This window comes from Agromyces cavernae (genome assembly GCF_021044935.1).
GTDB classification, from domain to species: domain Bacteria; phylum Actinomycetota; class Actinomycetes; order Actinomycetales; family Microbacteriaceae; genus Agromyces; species Agromyces cavernae.
In genome coordinates, this window is the sequence record NZ_JAJNMP010000001.1 from 192,685 (window position 1) to 211,765 (window position 19,081).

The following is a 19,081-nucleotide window of genomic DNA, read 5'->3' on the forward strand; positions in this document are numbered from 1 at the left end:
TCGCGTCAAGCTCACCTTGAGCTACGCCGGTTTCCTCATGGTCGCCGTGGCCCTGCTGCTCGCGGTCGTCTGGGCGTTCCTCCTGCGCTACGTGCCCGCAACTGCGATCCAGACCATCGATGGATTCGTGCCCGGCCGCGACGACCTCGTGCGCGCCTTCGCCCCGGCTGCGGCGTGGGCGCTGCTCTTCCTGCTGGTGTTCGGGCTGCTGGGAGGGTGGCTCCTCGCCGGCCGCATGCTCGCCCCGTTGACGCGCATCACGAGGGCGACGCGCAAGGCCGCGAGCGGTTCGCTCTCCCACCGGATCGAGTTGGAGGGACGTCGAGACGAGTTCCGCGAACTCGCCGACAGCTTCGACGCCATGCTCGCCCGCCTCGAGGCGCATCTCGCCGAACAGCAGCGATTCGCAGCCAACGCCTCCCACGAGCTGCGCACCCCGCTCGCGATCACCCAGACCCTGCTCGAGGTCGCCCGCGACGATCCGAACGCCGACAACGGCCGGCTCGTCGAGCGCCTCCGTCTCGTGAACTCCCGGGCGATCGAACTCACGGAGGCGCTGCTCCTGCTCACCCGTGCCGACCGACGATCCTTCACGCGTGAGCAGGTCGACCTGTCCCTCCTCGCGGAGGAAGCCACTGAGACCCTCCTCCCCATCGCCGAAGCCCGCGGCGTCGACATCGAGACGACCGGCGCCGTCGCGCTCACCGTCGGGTCCCCGGCGCTCCTGCTCCAGCTGACGACGAACCTCGTGCACAACGCGATCGTCCACAACCTCCCGCAGGGCGGGACAGTGCAGGTCGACACCGCCACCGCTCCCGATTCCGTCACGCTCACCGTCGAGAACACGGGCAAGACGCTCAGCCCGCAGTTGGTCTCGACACTCACCGAGCCGTTCCACCGCGGCACCGAGCGCATCCGCAGCGACCACCCCGGTGTCGGCCTCGGCCTGACGATCGTCACGAGCATCGTTCACGCCCACGACGGAACCCTGGCCGTCGCGCCCCGTCCCGACGGCGGGCTCCGTGTCGCGGTGCGATTGCCGGTCGCGCCGTCGCCCGACACCGGCAGATGATCCATCGCGTGGCTGATCGGCCTGCATTTCAGCCGGCGACGACGATGCGGGTCGCCTCGGCGACGGCCTCGTTGTCGTACACGGCGTCCACGCGATCGGTGCGGGTCATGATGGCGATGGTGACCGGCGTCTCGCTCGGGCGCCAGAGCACGCCCGCGTCGTTCACGACGCCGTAGTCGCCTCCGCCGGTCTTGTCCGCGAGCTCGTACGGCGGCGTCAGCCCTGCACGCATTCGGTTGCCCGACGTCGTATTGCGCAGCATCCACTCCTTCAGCCGGGACGATGCGAGTACCCCGGCGTCTTCGTCGAGCAGGAGCGCTTCGTAGATCCGCGCGATGTCGTCCGGCGTCGACGTGTCTCGTTCGTCGCCGGGGATCGCATCGTTCAGCTCGGGCTCCCACCGATCGAGCCGGGTGTGCCCAGCGCCCAGCGAGTTCGCGAACGCGGTGATCGCCGCGGGCCCACCGAGCTCGCGCAGGAGGAGGTTGCCCGCGGTGTTGTCGCTGAAGCGCAAGGCTGCGTCGGCGAGCTCCTCGGGTGTCGCCTGCCACGTCGTCGTCTTCTCGAGGACCCGCGAGTTCTCGACGAGATCGTCGCGTGTGAACGGAATCGGCGTGTTCCAGTACACCTCGTCGTAGCCGCGCGACTGCACCAGCGCGCCCACTGCGATGGTCTTGAAGAGCGAGCACATCGGGAACCGCTCTTCGCCGCGGTACCGGAACGCCCGGTGCGAGCCGTGCGCGACGGCGGTGACGCCGATGGTGACGGATGCCGCGAGCTCGAGTTCGCGCAGTGCGCGGGTCATCCGCTCGGGGTTCCCGGCTGGAGCGGCGAACGCAGGCGGGCCGGCCATGATGGCGGCGGCGACGCCGGCGGTGGAGAGGCCGCTGAACGCGAGCAACGAGCGGCGGGTCATCGGCGTGGAGTTCGATCGTGAGGTCATGGCGGCAGTCTCGCCGCCCATCATCGATGCAGGCAAAGCACTGAAGGTCGCTATCGATGCAAGAATCGCATGCATGCCTCGACAGCTCGATCTCAAGGCCGCCTGCGAGGTGTTCGTCGCAGTGGCGGAACGCGAGAGTTTCACTGCGGGCGCCGCGGGCGCGGGCGTGACGCAGTCTGTCGCGAGCCGGCGCATCGCCGCCCTGGAGGAGCACCTCGGCGCGAGGCTCTTCGACCGATCCTCGCGTCGCGTCGAACTGACCGAGTTCGGGCGCCGCGTGCTGCCGACGGCGATCACGCTCGTCACGGCCGCGCACCGACTCTCGGATGACGCGGGCCGTGCCCTCCTTCTCCCCGTCGTGGTCGGCGTGCCGCACCATATCGACGAGTCCGCCGCGGCGCGACTGTGCGCTGCGGCCGCGGCCCGATCGATGACGGTGGAGCTCGTGCCGGGGCATCCGGCCGAGCGCGCGGAGGCGTTCAGCGCCGGTCGCATGCGGCTGGTGCTGGAACACGTGGAACCCGACCGCGCCCGGTGGTCGAGTCCGCTCGGCGTCGGCAGTGCTCGGGCCGGCCACCCCGACGCGCCGTTCTTCTTCGCCGAGCTGAGGCCGAAACGCGGCGCCGTGCGCGCACGACGGCTCTGGTTGCAGCCCGAAGACGACGTGCCCCACGTGCGAGACCGGCTCGAACGGGTGCGGAACGGTGCCGGTCTGGTACCAGGCCAGCTGCGCATCGCACCATCGATCATCACCGCGATGGCCGAGGCGATCGGCGGTGGCGATCGGGTGCTCTGCACCCACGCGGAGGCCGATGGGTTCGGGCTTGGATGGCGGCCGCTCGGCGACCTCCGCCTTGTTCGTGGCTACGCTCTCGCCTCCCGAGACGGCGACCTCGCGGCGCGCTTCACCGAGGCGACCGGCGCGCACCTCGCAGCACTGCTCCGGGCGACCGAGAACGTGCCGGCCCCCACGACGCGGGCGAGGAAGGGGCGATTCGCCCATGCTGGGTGACCACCGAGCGGTGCGCGAGGCCGCGGCAGTGCTCGCCGACGCGGGGCTCAGCGCCTCCATCGTCGTCCGCGACCTGCGCAGCGGGCGGGAGATCTCGATCGAACCCGACGAACCGTATCCACTCGCCTCCGTCGTCAAGCTCCCGCTCGCCCTCGCCGTGCTCGATCGGGCGGCCGTCGGCGAGCTCGACCTCGCCCGGAGGGTGGAGCTCTCCGATGCGGATCGCACGCCCGGGCTCACGGGATACAGCCGTTTCCGGCACCCGACGAGCGTCGCCGTGGAGGACCTGCTCTACATGGCCGTCGCCGTCAGCGACGACACCGCCGCCGACGCACTGTTCGCCCTCTGCCCGCCCGTCGCGGTCACCGACCTGCTCCGCGAGCTGGGTATCGCCGACATCACCGTGCGCCACTCGATCCGCGAGCTCCACCGAACCCTCGCGAGCAGGCTCTCGCCCGAGGAGATGCCGCAGGCGCTGACGCTCGCCGTCCGAGCCTCGACCCAGGGCGGCGGTCACCTGATTCCGCAACTCGACGTCACGAGCGCGAACGCCGGAACCGCACGGTCGCTGTCGACGCTCCTCGACCGGATCTGGTGCGACCCCGCGCTGCGCCGGCACCGGGCGCTGCTCCGCGACCTGCTCGGCATGAACCTCATGCGTCAGCGGCTCGCGCCCGACCTCGAATCCGACGATGCGGTGTGGCACTCCAAGACCGGGAGCTTCCTGCACCTCCGGCACGAGGTGGGCGTGCTCGAGCACGTCGACGGCGGCGTCTTCGCGATCGCAGTGCTCAGCGAGTCATCCGTTCCGGCGTGGCGGCAGCCGGCCGCCGAGCAGGCGCTCGGCCACGCGGCGAAGCTGCTGCACGACCGGTTGCGGTCGGACCAGGCTCCCGTCATGGGTTGAGCGCGATTCGACGGCGCCGAGCAAGAGGCCCGATGAGGGCCGAGGGGTCATGGTGCGCGAGGGGGGACTTGAACCCCCACACCCTTGCGAGTACTGGCACCTGAAGCCAGCGCGTCTGCCAATTCCGCCACTCGCGCACGTGTGGTCGCACCTTGGTGCGTCCAACCACGAGAGACTAACATCTCCGGGGCGGCAACACCATTCGAGCCACCATCCCTTGGCACTCCCTCAGAGTCTCGGCCTGACCTCGCGCTCCCGCGCCAGGCCGCAATAGCATCGAACGTACGGGTTCTGGCGCCCACGACCATTGCGACCGAAAGGACCGCCCCCGTGTCCCCTTCCCCCTCGTCCCCCACGACACCGAGGGCTCCCGCCGACACCGATCTCAGCGGCATCCGCGGCTACCTGTTCGACCTCGACGGCGTGCTGACGCCCACGGCGATCGTGCACATGCACGCGTGGGCCCGGCTGTTCACGCCCTACCTCGAGCAGCACGGCGCGGCGCCCTATCGCGAGGCCGACTACTTCGCCCACATCGACGGCAAGCCCCGCTACGACGGGGTGCGCAGCCTGCTCGCGAGCCGCGACATCCGCATTCCCGAGGGCGACGTGACCGACGCGCCCACGCAAGACACCGTGCACGGGCTCGGCAATCGCAAGAACGAGGCCTTCAACGAGACGCTGGCCGACGAGGGCGTCGCCCCGTACGCGACGAGCGTCGCGTTCCTCGATGCGGTACAGGCGAGCGGATGCCTCGTGGCCGTCGTCTCGAGCTCGAAGAACGCGCCCGCCGTGCTCGAGGCCGCCGGGCTCGCCGACCGGTTCGAGGTCGTCGTCGACGGCGCGGTCGCCGCGCGCGAGGGGCTGCCTGGCAAGCCCGCGCCCGACACGTTCGAGCGTGCGGCCGCACTGCTCGGCCTGCCGACCGCGGCCTGCGCGATCGTCGAAGATGCCGAGTCGGGCGTCAAGGCCGGCGCGGCCGGCGACTTCGGCATCGTCATCGGCGTCGACCGCGGAGTCGGCCGCGACGCGCTCGTCGAACTGGGCGCCGACGTCGTGGTCGACGAGCTCGACGAGCTCATCCCCGCGCTTCAGCGGGTTGAGGAGGAGCGAAGCGACGTCTCGAAACCCACGCCCGGTTTCGAGACGCGTCCTCCTACGTCGGGCGCTCCTCAACCCACTGATTTCGAGACGCGTCCTCCTACGTCGGGCGCTCCTCAACCCACTCGAGAAGAGGGGCGCGCATGAGGTTCGCCGACGACGATCCACTGAACCGCAACCGCTTCCCCGTCGACGAATGGTCGCTCATCGAGACCGAGTTCGGCACCGAAGACATGGGTCGCACCGAGACCCTGTTCGGCGTGGGCAACGGCTACGTCGGCCTTCGCGGCAACGTCGAAGAGGGCCGTGACGGGCACATGCACGGCACATTCGTGAACGGGTTCCACGAGACCTGGCCCATCAGGCACGCCGAAGAGGCGTTCGGCTTCGCGCGGGTCGGGCAGACGATCGTGAACGTGCCCGACGCGAAGATCATCCGCCTGTACGTCGACGACGAGCCGCTCGTGCTCACCGAGGCCGAGCTCCTCTCCTATGAGCGCCGCCTCGACTTCCGCCTCGGCGCGCTCAGCCGGTCGATCGAGTGGCGCACCCCCGCCGGCAAGCGGGTGCTCATCACGAGCCGCCGCATGGCGAGCTTCACCGACCGGCATCTCGCCGTCATCGACTACGAGGTCGAGTTGCTCGACGCCGACGCCGCGGTCACCATCTCGAGCCAGGTGCTCAACCGGCAAGACGGGCGCGACGAGTACCGCGGCGGGGTGCTCGAGGCGCCCGGCGCGTTCGACCCGCGCAAGGCCGAGCAGTTCATCGAGCGGGTGCTGCAGCCGCGGGTGAAGCGCGACAACGACGGGCGGTACATTCTCGGCTACCAGTGCACGAACTCGGGAATGACCCTCGCCGTCGGCGTCGAGCACACGATCGCGACCGACAACTTCTTCTCCGAGACGGGCACCATCGGCGACGATCTCGCGAAGCACGTGTATCGCGTGCACGCCAAGCAGGGCATGCCCATCCGCATCACCAAGACCGTGAGCTACCACACGGCCCGCAAGGTGCCGGCGCGCGAGCTCGTCGACCGGTGCGACCGCACCCTCGACCGGGCGGCCGAACTCGGGGTCAGCGAGATCTTCACCCAGCAGCGCTCCTGGCTCGACGACTACTGGGAGCGTTCCGACGTCGAGATCGCCGCGCAACCGGCGCTGCAGCAGGCGACCAGGTGGAACCTCTTCCAGCTCGCCCAGGCCACCGCGCGCACCGACGGCGGCGGCGTCGCCGCCAAGGGCGTGAGCGGCTCGGGCTACGGCGGCCACTACTTCTGGGACAGCGAGATCTACGTGCTGCCCTTCCTCAGCTACACGGCGCCGATCGTCGCGCGCAACGTCCTGAGATTCCGGCAGCGCATGCTCGACTCCGCCCGGGCCCGCGCCCTCGAGCTCAACCAGATGGGTGCACTGTTCCCGTGGCGCACCATCAACGGCCAGGAGTCGTCGGCCTACTACGCGGCCGGCACGGCGCAGTACCACATCGACGCCGACATCTCCTATGCGCTCTGCCAGTACGTCGCGGCGACCGGCGACACCGACTTCCTGGGGCGCGGCGCGATCGACATCCTCGTCGAGACGGCGCGCATGTGGGAGGACCTGGGTTTCTGGCGGTCGAACGCCGACGACGTCTTCCACATCCACGGCGTCACCGGCCCCGACGAGTACACGACCGTCGTCAACGACAACCTGTACACGAACGTCATGGCCCGGGCGAACCTCGCCGCGGCGGCATTCGCCATCGACAACCTGCAGGTCGACGACGCGATCGCGTACCACCAGCTCGTCCAGCGGCTCGGCGTCACGCCGGCCGAGGTCGCCAGCTGGCGTCGCGCGGCGGCGCATATGCACATCCCGTTCGACGAGCAGCTCGGCATCCACCCGCAGGACAGCGCGTTCCTGCAGAAGGAACTGTGGGACCTCGAGCACACGCCCGAAGACCGCCGCCCCCTGCTGCTGCACTACCATCCGCTCGTCATCTACCGGTTCCAGGTGCTCAAGCAGGCCGACGTCGTGCTCGCCCTGTACCTGCAGGGCGACCGGTTCACCGCCGCCGAGAAGCGAGCGAACTTCGAGTACTACGACCCGCTGACCACCGGCGACTCCACCCTCTCGGCCGTCGTGCAGTCGATCATCGCGGCCGAGGTGGGCTACCACGAGCTCGCGGTGCGGTATTTCCGGGCAGCCCTCTTCGTCGACCTCGCCGACCTGCACCACAACGCGGCCGACGGGGTGCATGTCGCCTCGACCGGCGGCGTGTGGTCGGCTCTCGTGTCGGGGTTCGGCGGATTCCGCGATCACAACGGCGTCTTCACGTTCGACCCGCGCCTGCCCGACGCCTGGGAGCGCCTCACGTTCCGCATCACCCTGCGGGGCACCCGGCTGCGCGCCGACCTCGAGCCCGAGTCGATCACGTTCACCGTCGAGGTCGGCGACGAGGCGACGGTCAGGGTGCGGGGCGCCCAGGTCACCGTGACGCCCCACTCACCCGTGACGGTGCCGCTCGACGGCCAGGGTCCGCGGTTGTACGGCTCGCCGACGATGCAGGATGTCACGGGCTCGCGCCGCGCCGACGGTACCCTGCTGACGGCGTCGATCCCGACGCTCTCGCTCGACGCCGACGATTACGAGACCGTGATTCCGATCGACTGAAATCGGCGTCTGCACAGGCCTTCGGGCTACCATGTCACACAGTCAGAAACCGGAGCGGGAGACCTGTGGGCCTACTGGACAACTTCGAGAAGGGTCTCGAGCGTGCCGTCAACGGCGCGTTCGCGAAGACCTTCCGGTCGGGGCTGCAACCCGTCGAGATCACGTCTGCCCTCAAGCGAGAGATCGACACGAAGGCGGCCGTGGTCTCGCGCGACCGCGTGCTCGTGCCCAACAACTTCACGGTCCGCCTGGCTCCGGCCGACTACGACCGCATGACGGGCCTCGGCCCCGCCCTCATCGACGAGCTCGTCGACCTCGTCCAGAAGCACGCCGCGAGCCAGCGCTTCCAGTTCGCGGGCGGGATCACCATCGGACTCGAGCGCGACTCCGGCCTGAGCGTCGGCATGGTGCAGGTCGACTCGCTCAACGTCAAGGGCCAGGTCGCCTGGACCCCGGTGCTCGACGTCAACGGCAAGCGCTACCCGATCTTGAAGGGCCGCACCGTCATCGGCCGCGGCAGCGAGGCCGACATCACCCTCGACGACTCGGGGGCGTCGCGCCGGCACGCCGAGGTGCAGTGGGACGGCAGCCGGGCGCGCGTGCGCGACCTCGGTTCGACCAACGGCACCCAACTCAACGGCGGCCCGGTCAAAGAGGCCATCCTCGAACCCGACTCGGTCATCACCATCGGCCGGTCGCGCATCGTCTTCCGCGTGCTCGCGCAGGCGTCGGGCGCCCCGGGCGACCCGCGACGCGCCGACCCCGCGACCCAGCGCCACGACATGGGCGGGTTCTGGGGGCCCGGCGAATGAGTGAACTCACCCTTCTCGTCCTGCAACTGGGCTTCCTGCTGCTGCTGTGGGTGTTCATCTTCGCCATCGTGTACGCCCTGCGCAGCGACCTGTTCGGCCAGCGCGTGCGCAAGCTGCAATCCGAGCCGGCGAGCTCGGCGCCGGCCCCCGCGGCCTCGTCGTTCCCCAGCTCGCCGGTGACCCCTGCCCCCGCAGCGCTCGGCGCTCCCGTCGCGGCGCCGGTCGCGACATCCGGCCACGATGGCGAACTCGCGTCGAGCGAGAACGCGACCCGCCTCGTGATCACGAGCGGCACCAAGGCGGGCGCCGAGTTCCCGCTCGGTCGCGACGAGATCACGATCGGGCGGTCGAGCGACTCGGCCATCATCATCCGCGACGACTACACGTCGACCCACCACGCCCGCATCATGCTGTGGAACGGGCGATGGATGATCCAAGACCTCGACTCCACGAACGGCACCTTCCTCAACGGCTCCCGAGTGACCGTGCCCGTGCCGATCCCGCTCGGAGCCACCGTCAAGGTCGGAGCGACGACGTTCGAGCTGCGACGGTAGCCCATGGCGACGGTCAAGGCGAGCGCAGCGGTCTCGCACGTCGGGCGGGTCCGCTCGAACAACCAGGACTCCGGCTACGCCGGGCGCCGGTTGTTCCTCGTCGCCGACGGCATGGGCGGCCACGCGGGCGGTGACGTCGCGAGCGCCATCGCGACCCGCCGCATCGCCGAGGCCGACCTCGACTACGACAACTCCGTCGATGCCGGGGCCGAGCTCGAAGGCGCACTGATCGCCGCGAACCGGCAGATCGCCGAGACCGTCGCCGACCACGCCGAGCTCACCGGCATGGGCACGACGGTGAGCTCGCTGCTGCACCTCGGCGACCAGGTCGTCATCTCGCACATCGGCGACTCCCGCATCTACCTGCTGCGTTCCGATGAGCTGAGCCAGATCTCGACCGATCACACCTTCGTGCAGCGTCTCGTCGACGCCGGTCGCATCACCGCCGACGAGGCCATGGTGCACCCGCGCCGTTCGGTGCTGATGCGCGTGCTCGGCGACGTCGAGGCCTCACCCGAGATCGACCAGATGGTGCTCGACACCCGAGACGGCGACCGGTGGCTGCTCTGCTCCGACGGTCTCTCGGGCGTCGCGTCGTTCGATCAGATCCACGAGATCATGTCGGCCGACGCCGGGGCGAAGCAGATCGCCGACCGCCTCGTGAAGGCATCGCTCGACGGCGGCGCGCCCGACAACGTCACCGTCGTCGTCGTCGACATCGGCGAGCCGGCCGCGCCCGCGACCCCACCGCTGATCGTCGGATCCGCCGCCGCCCCGCTCGCGTTCGGCGCCGCACCCGAACCGGTCCGGCCTCGCGGCATCCGTCTCACGCCGTTCCGGCCGCACCCGGTCCAAGAGACGCACTTCGAACCCGACTCGGCCGACTTCTTCGACGAGCTCATCGAAGAGGACGCCCGGCGCCGGCGACGGCGACGGTGGGTGTGGGGCTTCTGGATCGTGCTGCTCGTGGGGGCGATCGTCGCCGCCTTCGTGCTCGGCTACCAGTGGACGCAGACCCGCTACTACGTGGGCGAGTCCAATGGCCGGGTCGCCGTGTTCCAGGGCATCCAGCAGAACCTCGGGCCGATCTCGCTGCACGACCTGCACACCGAGACGACCATCGACGTCTCCGAATTGCGCACGTACGATCAACAGCGCGTCGAGCAGACCATCAGCGCCGGCTCGTTCTCCGAGGCGATGCTGATCGTCCAGCGATTGGAGGATTCCCTTGAGTGACGTGACCGGCACGCCGGTCGCCACCGGCACTCCGCCGACCGGCGTCCGAAGAATCCGGATGCCCCAGAAGCTGCGCAATCTCGAATTCTGGCTGCTGCTCGTGGCCTGCTTCATCAACGCCGCCGCCATCGTGCTGGTGCAGCTGGGTGCGATGCGGCGCATCGACACGCAATTGGTGCTGCTCGGCGCCGGTCTCTCGGCGCTCGTCTTCGGACTGCACATCGCGATGCGCTTCGTCGCCCGCGACGCCGACCCGTTCCTCTTGCCGATCGCGACCGTGCTCAACGGGCTCGGGATCGCCATGATCTACCGCATCGACATCGCCAACGGCGAGGGCGGCTGGGAGTCGGCCGCCGTGCGCCAGATCGCGTGGAGCGCGATCGCGATCATCGCCGCGATCGCGACGATCCTCGTCATCCGCAACCACCGCGTGCTGTTCCGGTACACCTACCTCGCCGGGCTCGTCGCGATCGTGCTGCTCCTGCTGCCGCTCGTCCCCGGGCTGGGGCGCGAGGTGAGCGGCGCGCGCGTGTGGATCGGGTTCGGCGACATCGCCACCTTCCAGCCCGGCGAGATCGCGAAGATCGCCCTCGCCGTGTTCTTCGCCGGATACCTCGTGCGCAACCGCGACTCCCTGTCGATGGTGGGCACCAAGTTCCTCGGCATGAAGTTCCCCCGAGCCCGCGACCTCGGGCCGCTGCTCGTCGTCTGGGCGCTGTCGATGTCGGTCATCGTGTTCCAGCGCGACCTCGGCACCGCGCTCCTGTACTTCGGCCTGTTCCTCGTGATGCTCTACGTCGCCACGAGCCGCATCTCGTGGGTCGTGCTCGGACTCACGCTGTTCGTCGGCGGCGCCCTCATCGCGAGCCAGACGCTCGACTACGTGGGCAACCGGTTCGCGAACTGGCTCGACCCGCTCAACCCCGAGCGCTACGAGCAGGAGTTCGGCGGCAGCTACCAACTCGTGCAGGGGCTCTTCGGCCTCGCCAACGGCGGGCTCATCGGCACGGGCTGGGGCCAGGGGCGACCCGACCTCACGCCGGTGCCGCAGAGCGACTACATCATCGCGAGCCTCGGTGAGGAGCTCGGCCTCGCCGGCGTGTTCGCGATCCTCGCCCTCTACCTGCTGTTCGTCGCACGCGGATTCCGCATCGGCTTCGCCGGTCAGGACGACTTCGGCAAGCTGCTCGGCGTGGGCCTCGCCTTCGTCGTGGCGCTGCAGGTCTTCATCGTCGTCGGCGGCGTGACCCGGGTCATCCCGCTCACCGGCCTGACGACGCCGTTCCTCGCGGCCGGTGGTTCGTCGCTCGTCGCGAACTGGATCATCGTCGCGCTGCTGCTGCGGCTCTCCGACACGGTCCGCAACCATCCGAGGCTGGTGATCGACGGATGAACCGGGAACTCAAGCGCGTCTCGATCATCGCGCTGCTCATGTTCGTCACGCTGCTGGTGTCGTCGACGATCATCCAGTACGTGCAGGCCAGCGCCCTCGCGGCCGACCCGCGCAACGCCCGCACGCTCTACGAGAGCTACTCGGTCGAGCGCGGCCCGATCCTCGTCGACGGCACGCCGATCGCGTTCTCGCAGCCGAGCGACGACGACTACAAGTTCCAGCGCGTCTACGCCAGTGGCCCGCTGTATGTGCCGATCACGGGCTATATCCCGGTGAACGGCGAGGCCACGGGGCTCGAGCGATCGCTCAACGACTACCTGAGCGGCCAGTCGTCGAGCCAGTTCTTCGACTCGCTCAACCGCCTCATCTCGGGTCAGGACCCGATGGGTGCATCCGTCGAGGTCGCCATCGACCCGGTGGCGCAGCAGGCCGCGTGGGACGCCCTCGGCGACTACACCGGAGCCGTCATCGTCACCGAGCCGTCGACGGGGCGCATCCTCGCGATGGTGACCAAGCCCACCTTCGACCCGAACACGCTCGCGGTGCACGACAGCGCGCAGGTGCAGGCCACCTATGACGGCCTGCTCGCCGATCCCATGGATCCGCTCTTCAACCGCGCCACGGGCGGTGACATGAACCCCCCTGGGTCGGTCTTCAAGCTGGTCGTCACCGCCGCCGCGCTCGAATCGGGGCGGTACACCCCAGAGTCGACGTTCCCCAACCCCCCCGAGCTCACCCTGCCCGGCACCGACGCCGTGGTGCGGAACTCGGGCGGCGGAACCTGCGGCGGCGGCTCCACGGTTACCCTGGCCGACGCCCTGCGGCTCTCGTGCAACATCCCGTTCGCCGAGCTCGGCATGGAACTCGGCGACAACGCCATCCGCGAGCAGGCCGAGAAGTTCGGCTTCAACAGCGAGTTCCTCATCCCCACCGCGACCGAGGTCAGCACCTATCCGAGCGGTCTCGACGACCCGCAGACCGCGCTCAGCGCCTTCGGCCAGGGCGACGTCCGGGCGACCCCGCTGCAGATGGCGCTCGTGTCGGCCGCGATCGCGAACGGCGGCATCGTGATGAACCCCGACCTCGTCGACCAGATCACCGCGCCCGACTTCAGCCCGCTGGAGTCGTTCGAGCCCAGTGAGTACGGCCGCGCGATCAGCGAGCAGACGGCGAACACCATGGTGCAGATGATGGTCAACGGCGTCGAAAACGGGGCTGCGAGTAATGCAAGAATAGACGGCGTCAGTGTGGCCGGTAAGACAGGAACAGCGGAGAACGGCGAGAGTGACCCGTACACTCTCTGGTTCACAGGTTTTGCCCCCGCAGACAATCCTCAGTATGCAATCACTGTGCTCGTGGAGGACGGCGGAGGACTGGGTCAGGAGGGGTACGGCAATCTCATCGCCGCACCCATCGCAAAGCAGGTACTAGAGGCGGTGCTGAACAAATGAGACCGAGCGCAGGGCTCACCTTCGGGGGGCGCTACGAACTCCAGTCGCGGATCGCGATCGGCGGCATGGGCGAGGTGTGGCAAGCCACCGACCTCGTGATCGGTCGACAGGTCGCCATCAAGATCCTGAAAGACGAGTACCTGGGCGACCCTGGGTTCCTCGAGCGGTTCCGCGCCGAGGCGCGCCACGCGGCGCTCGTCAACCACGAGGGCATCGCGAACGTCTTCGACTACGGCGAGGAAGAGGGCAGCGCCTACCTCGTCATGGAGCTCGTCCCCGGTGAGGCGCTCTCCACGATCCTCGAGCGCGAGCACGTGCTCTCCACCGACAAGGTGCTCGACATCGTCGCCCAGACGGCGTCGGCCCTGCAGGCCGCCCACGCGGCGGGGCTGGTGCACCGCGACATCAAGCCCGGCAACCTGCTCATCACCCCCGACGGCCGGGTGAAGATCACCGACTTCGGCATCGCGCGCATCGCCGACCAGGTGCCGCTCACCGCGACCGGCCAGGTCATGGGCACTGTGCAGTACCTGTCGCCCGAGCAGGCATCGGGTCACCCCGCGTCGCCCACCACCGACATCTACTCGCTCGGCATCGTGGCGTACGAGGCCCTCGCGGGCCGTCGGCCGTTCACGGGCGAGTCGCAGGTCGCGATCGCCATGGCGCAGATCAACGAGACGCCGCCCGACCTTCCGGTCACGGTCTCCGAGCCGGTGCGCAACCTCGTCTACTCGTGCATCGCGAAGAACCCCGCCGACCGCCCGCAGTCGGCGGCGCACCTCGCCCGTGCCGCCACGGCGCTTCGCCGCGGCGACGTGCAGGCCGCCGCGGCGGCCGTGCCCGCCGTGCTCGGTGCCGCCGGCGTCACCGCTGCGACGATGCTCATGCCGCAGCAGGGGGCCGCAACCGCGGCCACGACCGTGCTTCCCTCCGCTGTTCCGCCCGATGGCGAGCCCCTCGAAGAGGGCGAGGGCGAGAAGAAGAAGCGCAGCCCCTGGACCTGGCCGCTGATCGTGCTCATCGCCCTGCTCGCAATCGTGCTCATCGGCACGATCATCGCGTTCGCGTTGAACGCGGGCAACGACACGCCCCGCACGACGGCGCCGTCGACGCCTCCGCCGACGGCGACCGACACGCCCACTCCGACTCCGACACCCACCCCGACCGAGGAGGCACCCACGACCGCGCAGATCAACCCCGGCGACTTCGTCGGACTCTCGGCCGACGAGGCGAGCCAGAAGCTTCGCGATCTCGGCATGGTCGCGAACGCCGTCGAGGGCAACGCAGCCACGTCGCCCGACCAGGCGGGCATCGTCTACGCGGTGAACCCCACCGGCCCCGTGACCATCGGCAGCGAGGTCACCATTACCTACTACGCCGCTCCCGAGACGCCCGCGGCTCCCTCGGCGGCCCCGACCGTCGACCCGACCGAGGTTCGCAACGGCGAATCGTTCCGGGTCTCGTGGCCCGCAGCGACCTGCCCGGCCGGCCAGACGCTCTCGGGCTACCAGGTCGCCATCGACGGTCCGGCCGACGCCGCTCCGCCGCTCGGAGCCGAAGCGAGGGACGTCACGATCAGCACGACCGGTGAGGGCACGGTCAACGTGACCTACCAGTACTTCTGCGGCCAGCTCAGCTCCCCATCGTCGCCCGCCACCGCGGTGAACGTGATCGCCGGGCCCGACACCAGCAGCGAGTAGACCGAACGCATCGCGGGCCGTCATATGGCGGCCCGACACCGACACGACGACCACGAGGAGCCATGAAAGGAGCCGCGCACCGTGAGTGATGAAGGACGAGTCCTCGCCGGGCGATATCGCGTGGGCTCGCTCATCGGGCGCGGCGGAATGGCCGACGTGCATGTCGGCACCGACACCCGCCTGGGCCGCCAGGTCGCCATCAAGCTGCTGAAGCCGCAGCTCGCGACCGACCCGGCGTTCCGCATGCGGTTCCGCCAAGAGGCACAGTCGGCGGCGCGCATGGCGCACCCCACCATCGTGCGCGTCTTCGATGCCGGCGAAGAGACGGTCGTCGACGCCTCGGGGCACGAGGTGCAGCTGCCGTTCATCATCATGGAGTTCGTCGAGGGCCGCCTGCTCAAGGACATCATCCACGACGGCCCGCTCGAGCCCGCGGCGGCGGTGCGCGTCATCGACGGCGTGCTCACCGCGCTCGAGTACTCGCACCGCGCCGGCGTCGTGCACCGCGACATCAAGCCGGGCAACATCATGATCACCACCACCGGCCAGGTGAAGGTCATGGACTTCGGCATCGCACGCGCCGTCTCCGACTCGGCGACCACGGTCGCGCAGACCACCGCGATCCTCGGCACCGCGTCGTACTTCTCGCCCGAGCAGGCCAAGGGCGAGACGGTCGACGCGCGTACCGACCTGTACTCGACCGGTGTCGTCCTGTTCGAGATGCTCACCGGCCGCCCGCCGTTCCGAGGCGACACACCCGTCGCCGTCGCGTACCAGCACGTCAGCGAGCGACCCGTCAAGCCCAGCGTGATCAACCCGAAGGTGTCACCGGCGCTCGACTCGGTGGTGTTGCATGCACTCGCCAAGAACCGCGACGAGCGCTACCAGACCGCCGTCGAGTTCCGCACCGACGTCGACACCGCGGCCGCCGGCCGCGTGCCCGTGCACCAGAAGCCGAGCGAGTCGCAATTGCTGTTCGGGGCGCCCACCGCGTCGCTCTCGAGCTCCGAGCTGGCACTGCGACAGCTCACCGAAGACGAGACGATGGCGCGCACGCAGCGGCGCCCCCCGGCGATCTGGATCTGGTCGGGCATCATCGGCGTCGTCGTCATCGTCATCGCCGTCATGTACTGGGCGTTCAACCTGCAACCGGCAGACGACCTTCCCTCGAACGCCCGCAAGGTACCCGTGCTGACCGGCATGACCTACGAGGCGGCCGTCGAACAGCTCGCCGCCGTGGGGCTGCCCGCGACGAGAGTCGACGAGACGAACGATACCGTGCCCGCGGGCGAGGTCATCGGCACCGTCCCCGCCGCCGACGAGATCGTCGATGCCGGTGCGGTCATCACGGTGCACGTCTCGACCGGCCGTGAGGCGGTCGCCGTGCCCGAGATGACGAACATGACCCTCGCCGACGCGAAGGCGGCGCTCGAGGCCGCGGGCCTGGTCGCCGGACAAGAGACGCGCGAGTACTCGCCCACCGTCGCCGCAGACACGGTGCTGTCGACCTCGCCCGAGGCCGGCGCGTCGGTCGAGATGGGCTCGACGGTGCAGTTCGTGCTCTCCAACGGGATGGTGCTGCTCCCCGACCTCACCGGGCAGACGCTCGCTGCGGCATCCGACTACCTGATGGCCGACAACCTGCAGCTGAACCCGGTTCCGGTTCCCGACGCGGCGTGCCCGACCGCGCCCGGATCGCCGATCACGCACCAGTCGCTGGCCCCCGGCGACGTTCCGCAGCATTCCGACGTGCAGCTCACCTACTGCGCCGGCTGAGCGGCGGCGCCTCGTCGCGCGCCTCCTGGGCGCGCGCCTCCTGGGCGCGCGCCTCGTCGGGAGCGCCGCCTTGTCGGGAGCGCGCCGAGAGTGCACTCAACGCCCCCGCCACGGGCATCGACCGCACTCTCGGCGCACCGAAGCGCCCGCGGAAGCGCCTACGCCGTCGGGCGCACCAGCGGGTTCAGGTCCACCGCGCGCTCACGCGCCTCGGGCAGCCCGGCCACGGCGAGCCAGTTGCCGAGCATGCGGTAGCCGCCCTCGGTGAGCACCGACTCGGGGTGGAACTGCACGCCGTAGATCGGCGCGGTCACGTGCCGCAATCCCATGATGACGCCGCCCTGAGTGCGGCTCGTCACGACGAGCTCGGCCGGCATGGTGCCGTCGACGATGGCGAGCGAGTGGTAGCGCGTCGCCGTGAACGGGTGCGGCACGCCCTCGTAGAACGGGCTGGAGTCGTGCTCGATGCGCGAGGTCTTGCCGTGCATGAGCTCCTCGGCGTTCGTGACGACGGCGCCGAACGCCTCGGCGATCGCCTGGTGCCCGAGGCACACGCCGAGGATCGGCTGCCCGGTCGCGAGCGCGGCCTCGACCACGGGGATCGAGACCCCCGCGTCGGCCGGCTTGCCGGGACCCGGCGAGATGAGCACGCCGTCGTATTCGGCGATCTTCGCGGGCACGTCCGCGACGTCGATATCGTCGTTGCGCACGACCTCGGTCTCGGCGCCGAGCTCCTGCAGGTAGCCGTTCAGCGTGTAGACGAAGCTGTCGTAGTTGTCGATGACGAGGATTCTGGTCATGGTCCCTCCACGGTGACGTTGACGGGGTTGAGGATCGCGTCGGCCCACGGGAACGCCCACGTGAAGAGCGCGAAGACGACGGCCGCCGCGAGCACGAGCAGCAGGATGACCCGGAGCCAGGTCGGCCCGGGAAGGATGCGCCAGAGGGCACCGTACACGGTCATGCCCCCCAACTCGCGACGACGTCGGCGATCTCGGCCGGCGCGCCGGCCTCGGCGGGTTGCCACGACTCGAGCACTCCGTAGGCGATGACGCGCTCGTCGGTCGAGTAGAGCGGGTTGCAGCTCGTGAGCGTGATGATGCGGTCGGTGGGCGTCGACTCGGGGTGGTGCGGCACGGGGGCGAGCACCTCGACCGTCTCGGGTGTCACGTACTCGAGGTCGCGGAAGCGGTAGGTGTACCAACCGTCCTTCGTCTGCACGTAGATCGCGTCGCCGAGCTGCAGCTGGTCGATCTCGTGCATGCCTCCGCCGTAGGCGCTGCGGTGCGAGGCGATCGCGAAGTTCCCGATCTCGCCGGGAGCCTGTGTTCCGGGGTAGTGCCCGACCCCGAGTTCGATGCTGTTGAGCACGTCGAGGCCGGTGCCCTCGGCGATCGTTCGCTGCGAGTCTTCGCCGAACCGCGGCACGTACATCACGGCGAAGGCCTCGGCGTTCGCGTGCTTCGTGGTGTCGACGATCGGCTCACCGTACTGCTGTGCTGCGACCGCGCCGCCGGCACCGGCCGCGCGGCGCTGCTCGTCCCACTGCGAGCTGAGCTGCGCCGCCGCGCTCGACTGCTCCCCGGCCATGATCGCGTCGTTCCACCACAGCTGCCACGCGAGGAACAGCAGGATGACCGCGCCGGCCGTGAGCAGCAACTCGCCGAGGACGCCGACGGCGCTGACGCCGCGCCGTCGTCTCGGGCGTCGTGGGGATTCGTCCACGGGCCCACGCTCGGCAGGCTGCGACACGGACATGGGAGCGATTCTATTCTGCGACGTTGTGACGACGCCCGGCGGTCACCGGGTCCCGGCGCCGGTGATGATTCCCAGCGCGAGGACGATGATCAGTCCGTTGAAGAAGAAGCTCAGGATGGAGTGCCCGACGACCCGCCATCGGATCCGGGAACTGTTCACCTCGACGTCAGAGGTGGCGAAGGTCGTGCCGATAGTGAACGCGAAGTAGACGAAGTCGGTGATCCCTGGCACCGGTGTCTCCGGGAACCGCATCGCAGGCTGGTCCTCACGGTAGTACAACGGATGGTACGACTGCGCGTACCCCCAGTGCAGCAATCCCCAGGCGAGGATCATCGCCCACACCCCGATGATGTCGATCAGCGGCCCGAACTCGTCGCTGGGGTCGAGGAAGACGTGCTGCAGCGCGGCGCCGACGCCGACCAGGCTGGCGAGGATCGCGGCCACGAGCGAGAAGAGATGGGTGACGGGATTGAGCTCGAAGCGCGTCGGACGCCGAGCCGGCTTCCAGTGCCGTCGGAGGCCGAGAGCGATCGCGACGACCGAACCGTACACCGTCCCGAGCACGCACCACCCGAGCAGCAGGACCACCGACGACGCCTCATCGGACGCCGTGAGGAAGCCCAGCCCGAGCAGCAGGAGCAGGAGTTGGACCATCAGGCTCCCGATGTACCCGACGAACCAGTGCACGGGCGGGCGAGGGGGTCGCTCGTGG

At 69.5% G+C, this 19,081-nt stretch carries 17 protein-coding genes and 1 tRNA gene; 12 read left to right on the plus strand and 6 right to left on the minus strand.

What is annotated here, in order from left to right:
* The first annotated feature begins 37 nt into the window (after positions 1-37).
* Positions 38-1,072: a sensor histidine kinase gene (locus LQ757_RS00910; protein ID WP_231046275.1), complete on the plus strand. Its 1,035-nt coding sequence runs from the start codon at positions 38-40 to the stop codon at positions 1,070-1,072.
* A 28-nt stretch (positions 1,073-1,100) separates the two neighbouring features.
* Here LQ757_RS00910 and bla read toward each other — a convergent pair whose 3' ends face one another.
* Positions 1,101-2,015: a class A beta-lactamase gene (gene bla / locus LQ757_RS00915; protein WP_231045335.1), complete on the minus strand. Its 915-nt coding sequence runs from the start codon at positions 2,013-2,015 to the stop codon at positions 1,101-1,103.
* A 73-nt stretch (positions 2,016-2,088) separates the two neighbouring features.
* Between bla and LQ757_RS00920 the strand changes: the two genes are divergently transcribed.
* Positions 2,089-3,027 (plus strand): LysR family transcriptional regulator, encoded by a 939-nt coding sequence (locus LQ757_RS00920; RefSeq protein WP_231045336.1) that lies wholly within the window; start codon positions 2,089-2,091, stop codon positions 3,025-3,027.
* Positions 3,017-3,934 (plus strand): serine hydrolase, encoded by a 918-nt coding sequence (locus LQ757_RS00925; RefSeq protein WP_231045337.1) that lies wholly within the window; start codon positions 3,017-3,019, stop codon positions 3,932-3,934. The genes LQ757_RS00920 and LQ757_RS00925 overlap by 11 nt, the downstream gene beginning before the upstream one ends.
* A gap of 50 nt (positions 3,935-3,984) precedes the next feature.
* Here the strand turns inward: LQ757_RS00925 and LQ757_RS00930 are convergent.
* Positions 3,985-4,071 (minus strand) — tRNA-Leu (locus LQ757_RS00930).
* Between the two features lie 193 nt (positions 4,072-4,264).
* On the opposite strand from LQ757_RS00930, the gene LQ757_RS00935 reads away from it, so the two are divergent.
* From LQ757_RS00935 to pknB, 9 genes are all read left to right on the plus strand, one after another.
* Entirely contained in the window at positions 4,265-5,182 is a 918-nt protein-coding gene (locus LQ757_RS00935) for an HAD family hydrolase (RefSeq protein ID WP_308195532.1), read from the plus strand.
* On the plus strand, positions 5,179-7,689 hold the full coding sequence (locus LQ757_RS00940) for a glycoside hydrolase family 65 protein (RefSeq protein WP_231045338.1): 2,511 nt from the start codon (positions 5,179-5,181) through the stop codon (positions 7,687-7,689). The genes LQ757_RS00935 and LQ757_RS00940 overlap by 4 nt, the downstream gene beginning before the upstream one ends.
* A 65-nt stretch (positions 7,690-7,754) precedes the next feature.
* On the plus strand, positions 7,755-8,501 hold the full coding sequence (locus LQ757_RS00945; protein WP_231045339.1) for an FHA domain-containing protein: 747 nt from the start codon (positions 7,755-7,757) through the stop codon (positions 8,499-8,501).
* Positions 8,498-9,055, plus strand: coding sequence for an FHA domain-containing protein FhaB/FipA (locus LQ757_RS00950; protein WP_231045340.1), 558 nt, complete (start codon positions 8,498-8,500; stop codon positions 9,053-9,055). The genes LQ757_RS00945 and LQ757_RS00950 overlap by 4 nt, the downstream gene beginning before the upstream one ends.
* Positions 9,056-9,058: 3 nt before the next feature.
* Positions 9,059-10,291 carry a PP2C family protein-serine/threonine phosphatase gene (locus LQ757_RS00955; RefSeq protein ID WP_231045341.1) on the plus strand — a complete coding sequence of 411 codons (1,233 nt, stop codon included), beginning with the start codon at positions 9,059-9,061 and terminating at the stop codon, positions 10,289-10,291.
* Between the two features lie 58 nt (positions 10,292-10,349).
* The gene (locus LQ757_RS00960; RefSeq protein ID WP_231046276.1) at positions 10,350-11,684 is read left to right on the plus strand and encodes an FtsW/RodA/SpoVE family cell cycle protein; all 1,335 of its coding nucleotides are present in this window, start codon (positions 10,350-10,352) and stop codon (positions 11,682-11,684) included.
* Complete coding sequence (locus LQ757_RS00965) at positions 11,681-13,135, plus strand: peptidoglycan D,D-transpeptidase FtsI family protein (protein WP_231045342.1); 1,455 nt, start codon at positions 11,681-11,683, stop codon at positions 13,133-13,135. Before LQ757_RS00960 ends, LQ757_RS00965 begins: the two co-directional genes overlap by 4 nt.
* Positions 13,132-14,835, plus strand: coding sequence for a protein kinase domain-containing protein (locus LQ757_RS00970; RefSeq protein ID WP_231045343.1), 1,704 nt, complete (start codon positions 13,132-13,134; stop codon positions 14,833-14,835). Before LQ757_RS00965 ends, LQ757_RS00970 begins: the two co-directional genes overlap by 4 nt.
* Before the next feature lie 81 nt (positions 14,836-14,916).
* The gene (gene pknB, locus LQ757_RS00975; RefSeq protein WP_231045344.1) at positions 14,917-16,611 is read left to right on the plus strand and encodes a Stk1 family PASTA domain-containing Ser/Thr kinase; all 1,695 of its coding nucleotides are present in this window, start codon (positions 14,917-14,919) and stop codon (positions 16,609-16,611) included.
* A gap of 158 nt (positions 16,612-16,769) precedes the next feature.
* On the opposite strand, the gene LQ757_RS00980 is transcribed toward pknB, so the two are convergent.
* The 4 genes from LQ757_RS00980 to LQ757_RS00995 are packed head-to-tail and all read right to left on the minus strand — an operon-like array spanning position 16,770 to position 19,023.
* A complete protein-coding gene (locus tag LQ757_RS00980; protein WP_231045345.1) occupies positions 16,770-17,411 on the minus strand; it encodes an anthranilate synthase component II in 642 nt (213 codons plus the stop codon).
* Entirely contained in the window at positions 17,408-17,575 is a 168-nt protein-coding gene (locus tag LQ757_RS00985; protein ID WP_231046333.1) for a hypothetical protein, read from the minus strand. The genes LQ757_RS00980 and LQ757_RS00985 overlap by 4 nt, the downstream gene beginning before the upstream one ends.
* Positions 17,572-18,369, minus strand: a complete 798-nt coding sequence (locus tag LQ757_RS00990) for a class E sortase (protein ID WP_231045346.1) — start codon at positions 18,367-18,369, stop codon at positions 17,572-17,574. Before LQ757_RS00990 ends, LQ757_RS00985 begins: the two co-directional genes overlap by 4 nt.
* A gap of 42 nt (positions 18,370-18,411) precedes the next feature.
* Positions 18,412-19,023, minus strand: coding sequence for a DUF1345 domain-containing protein (locus LQ757_RS00995; protein WP_231045347.1), 612 nt, complete (start codon positions 19,021-19,023; stop codon positions 18,412-18,414).
* Positions 19,024-19,081 lie beyond the last annotated feature (58 nt).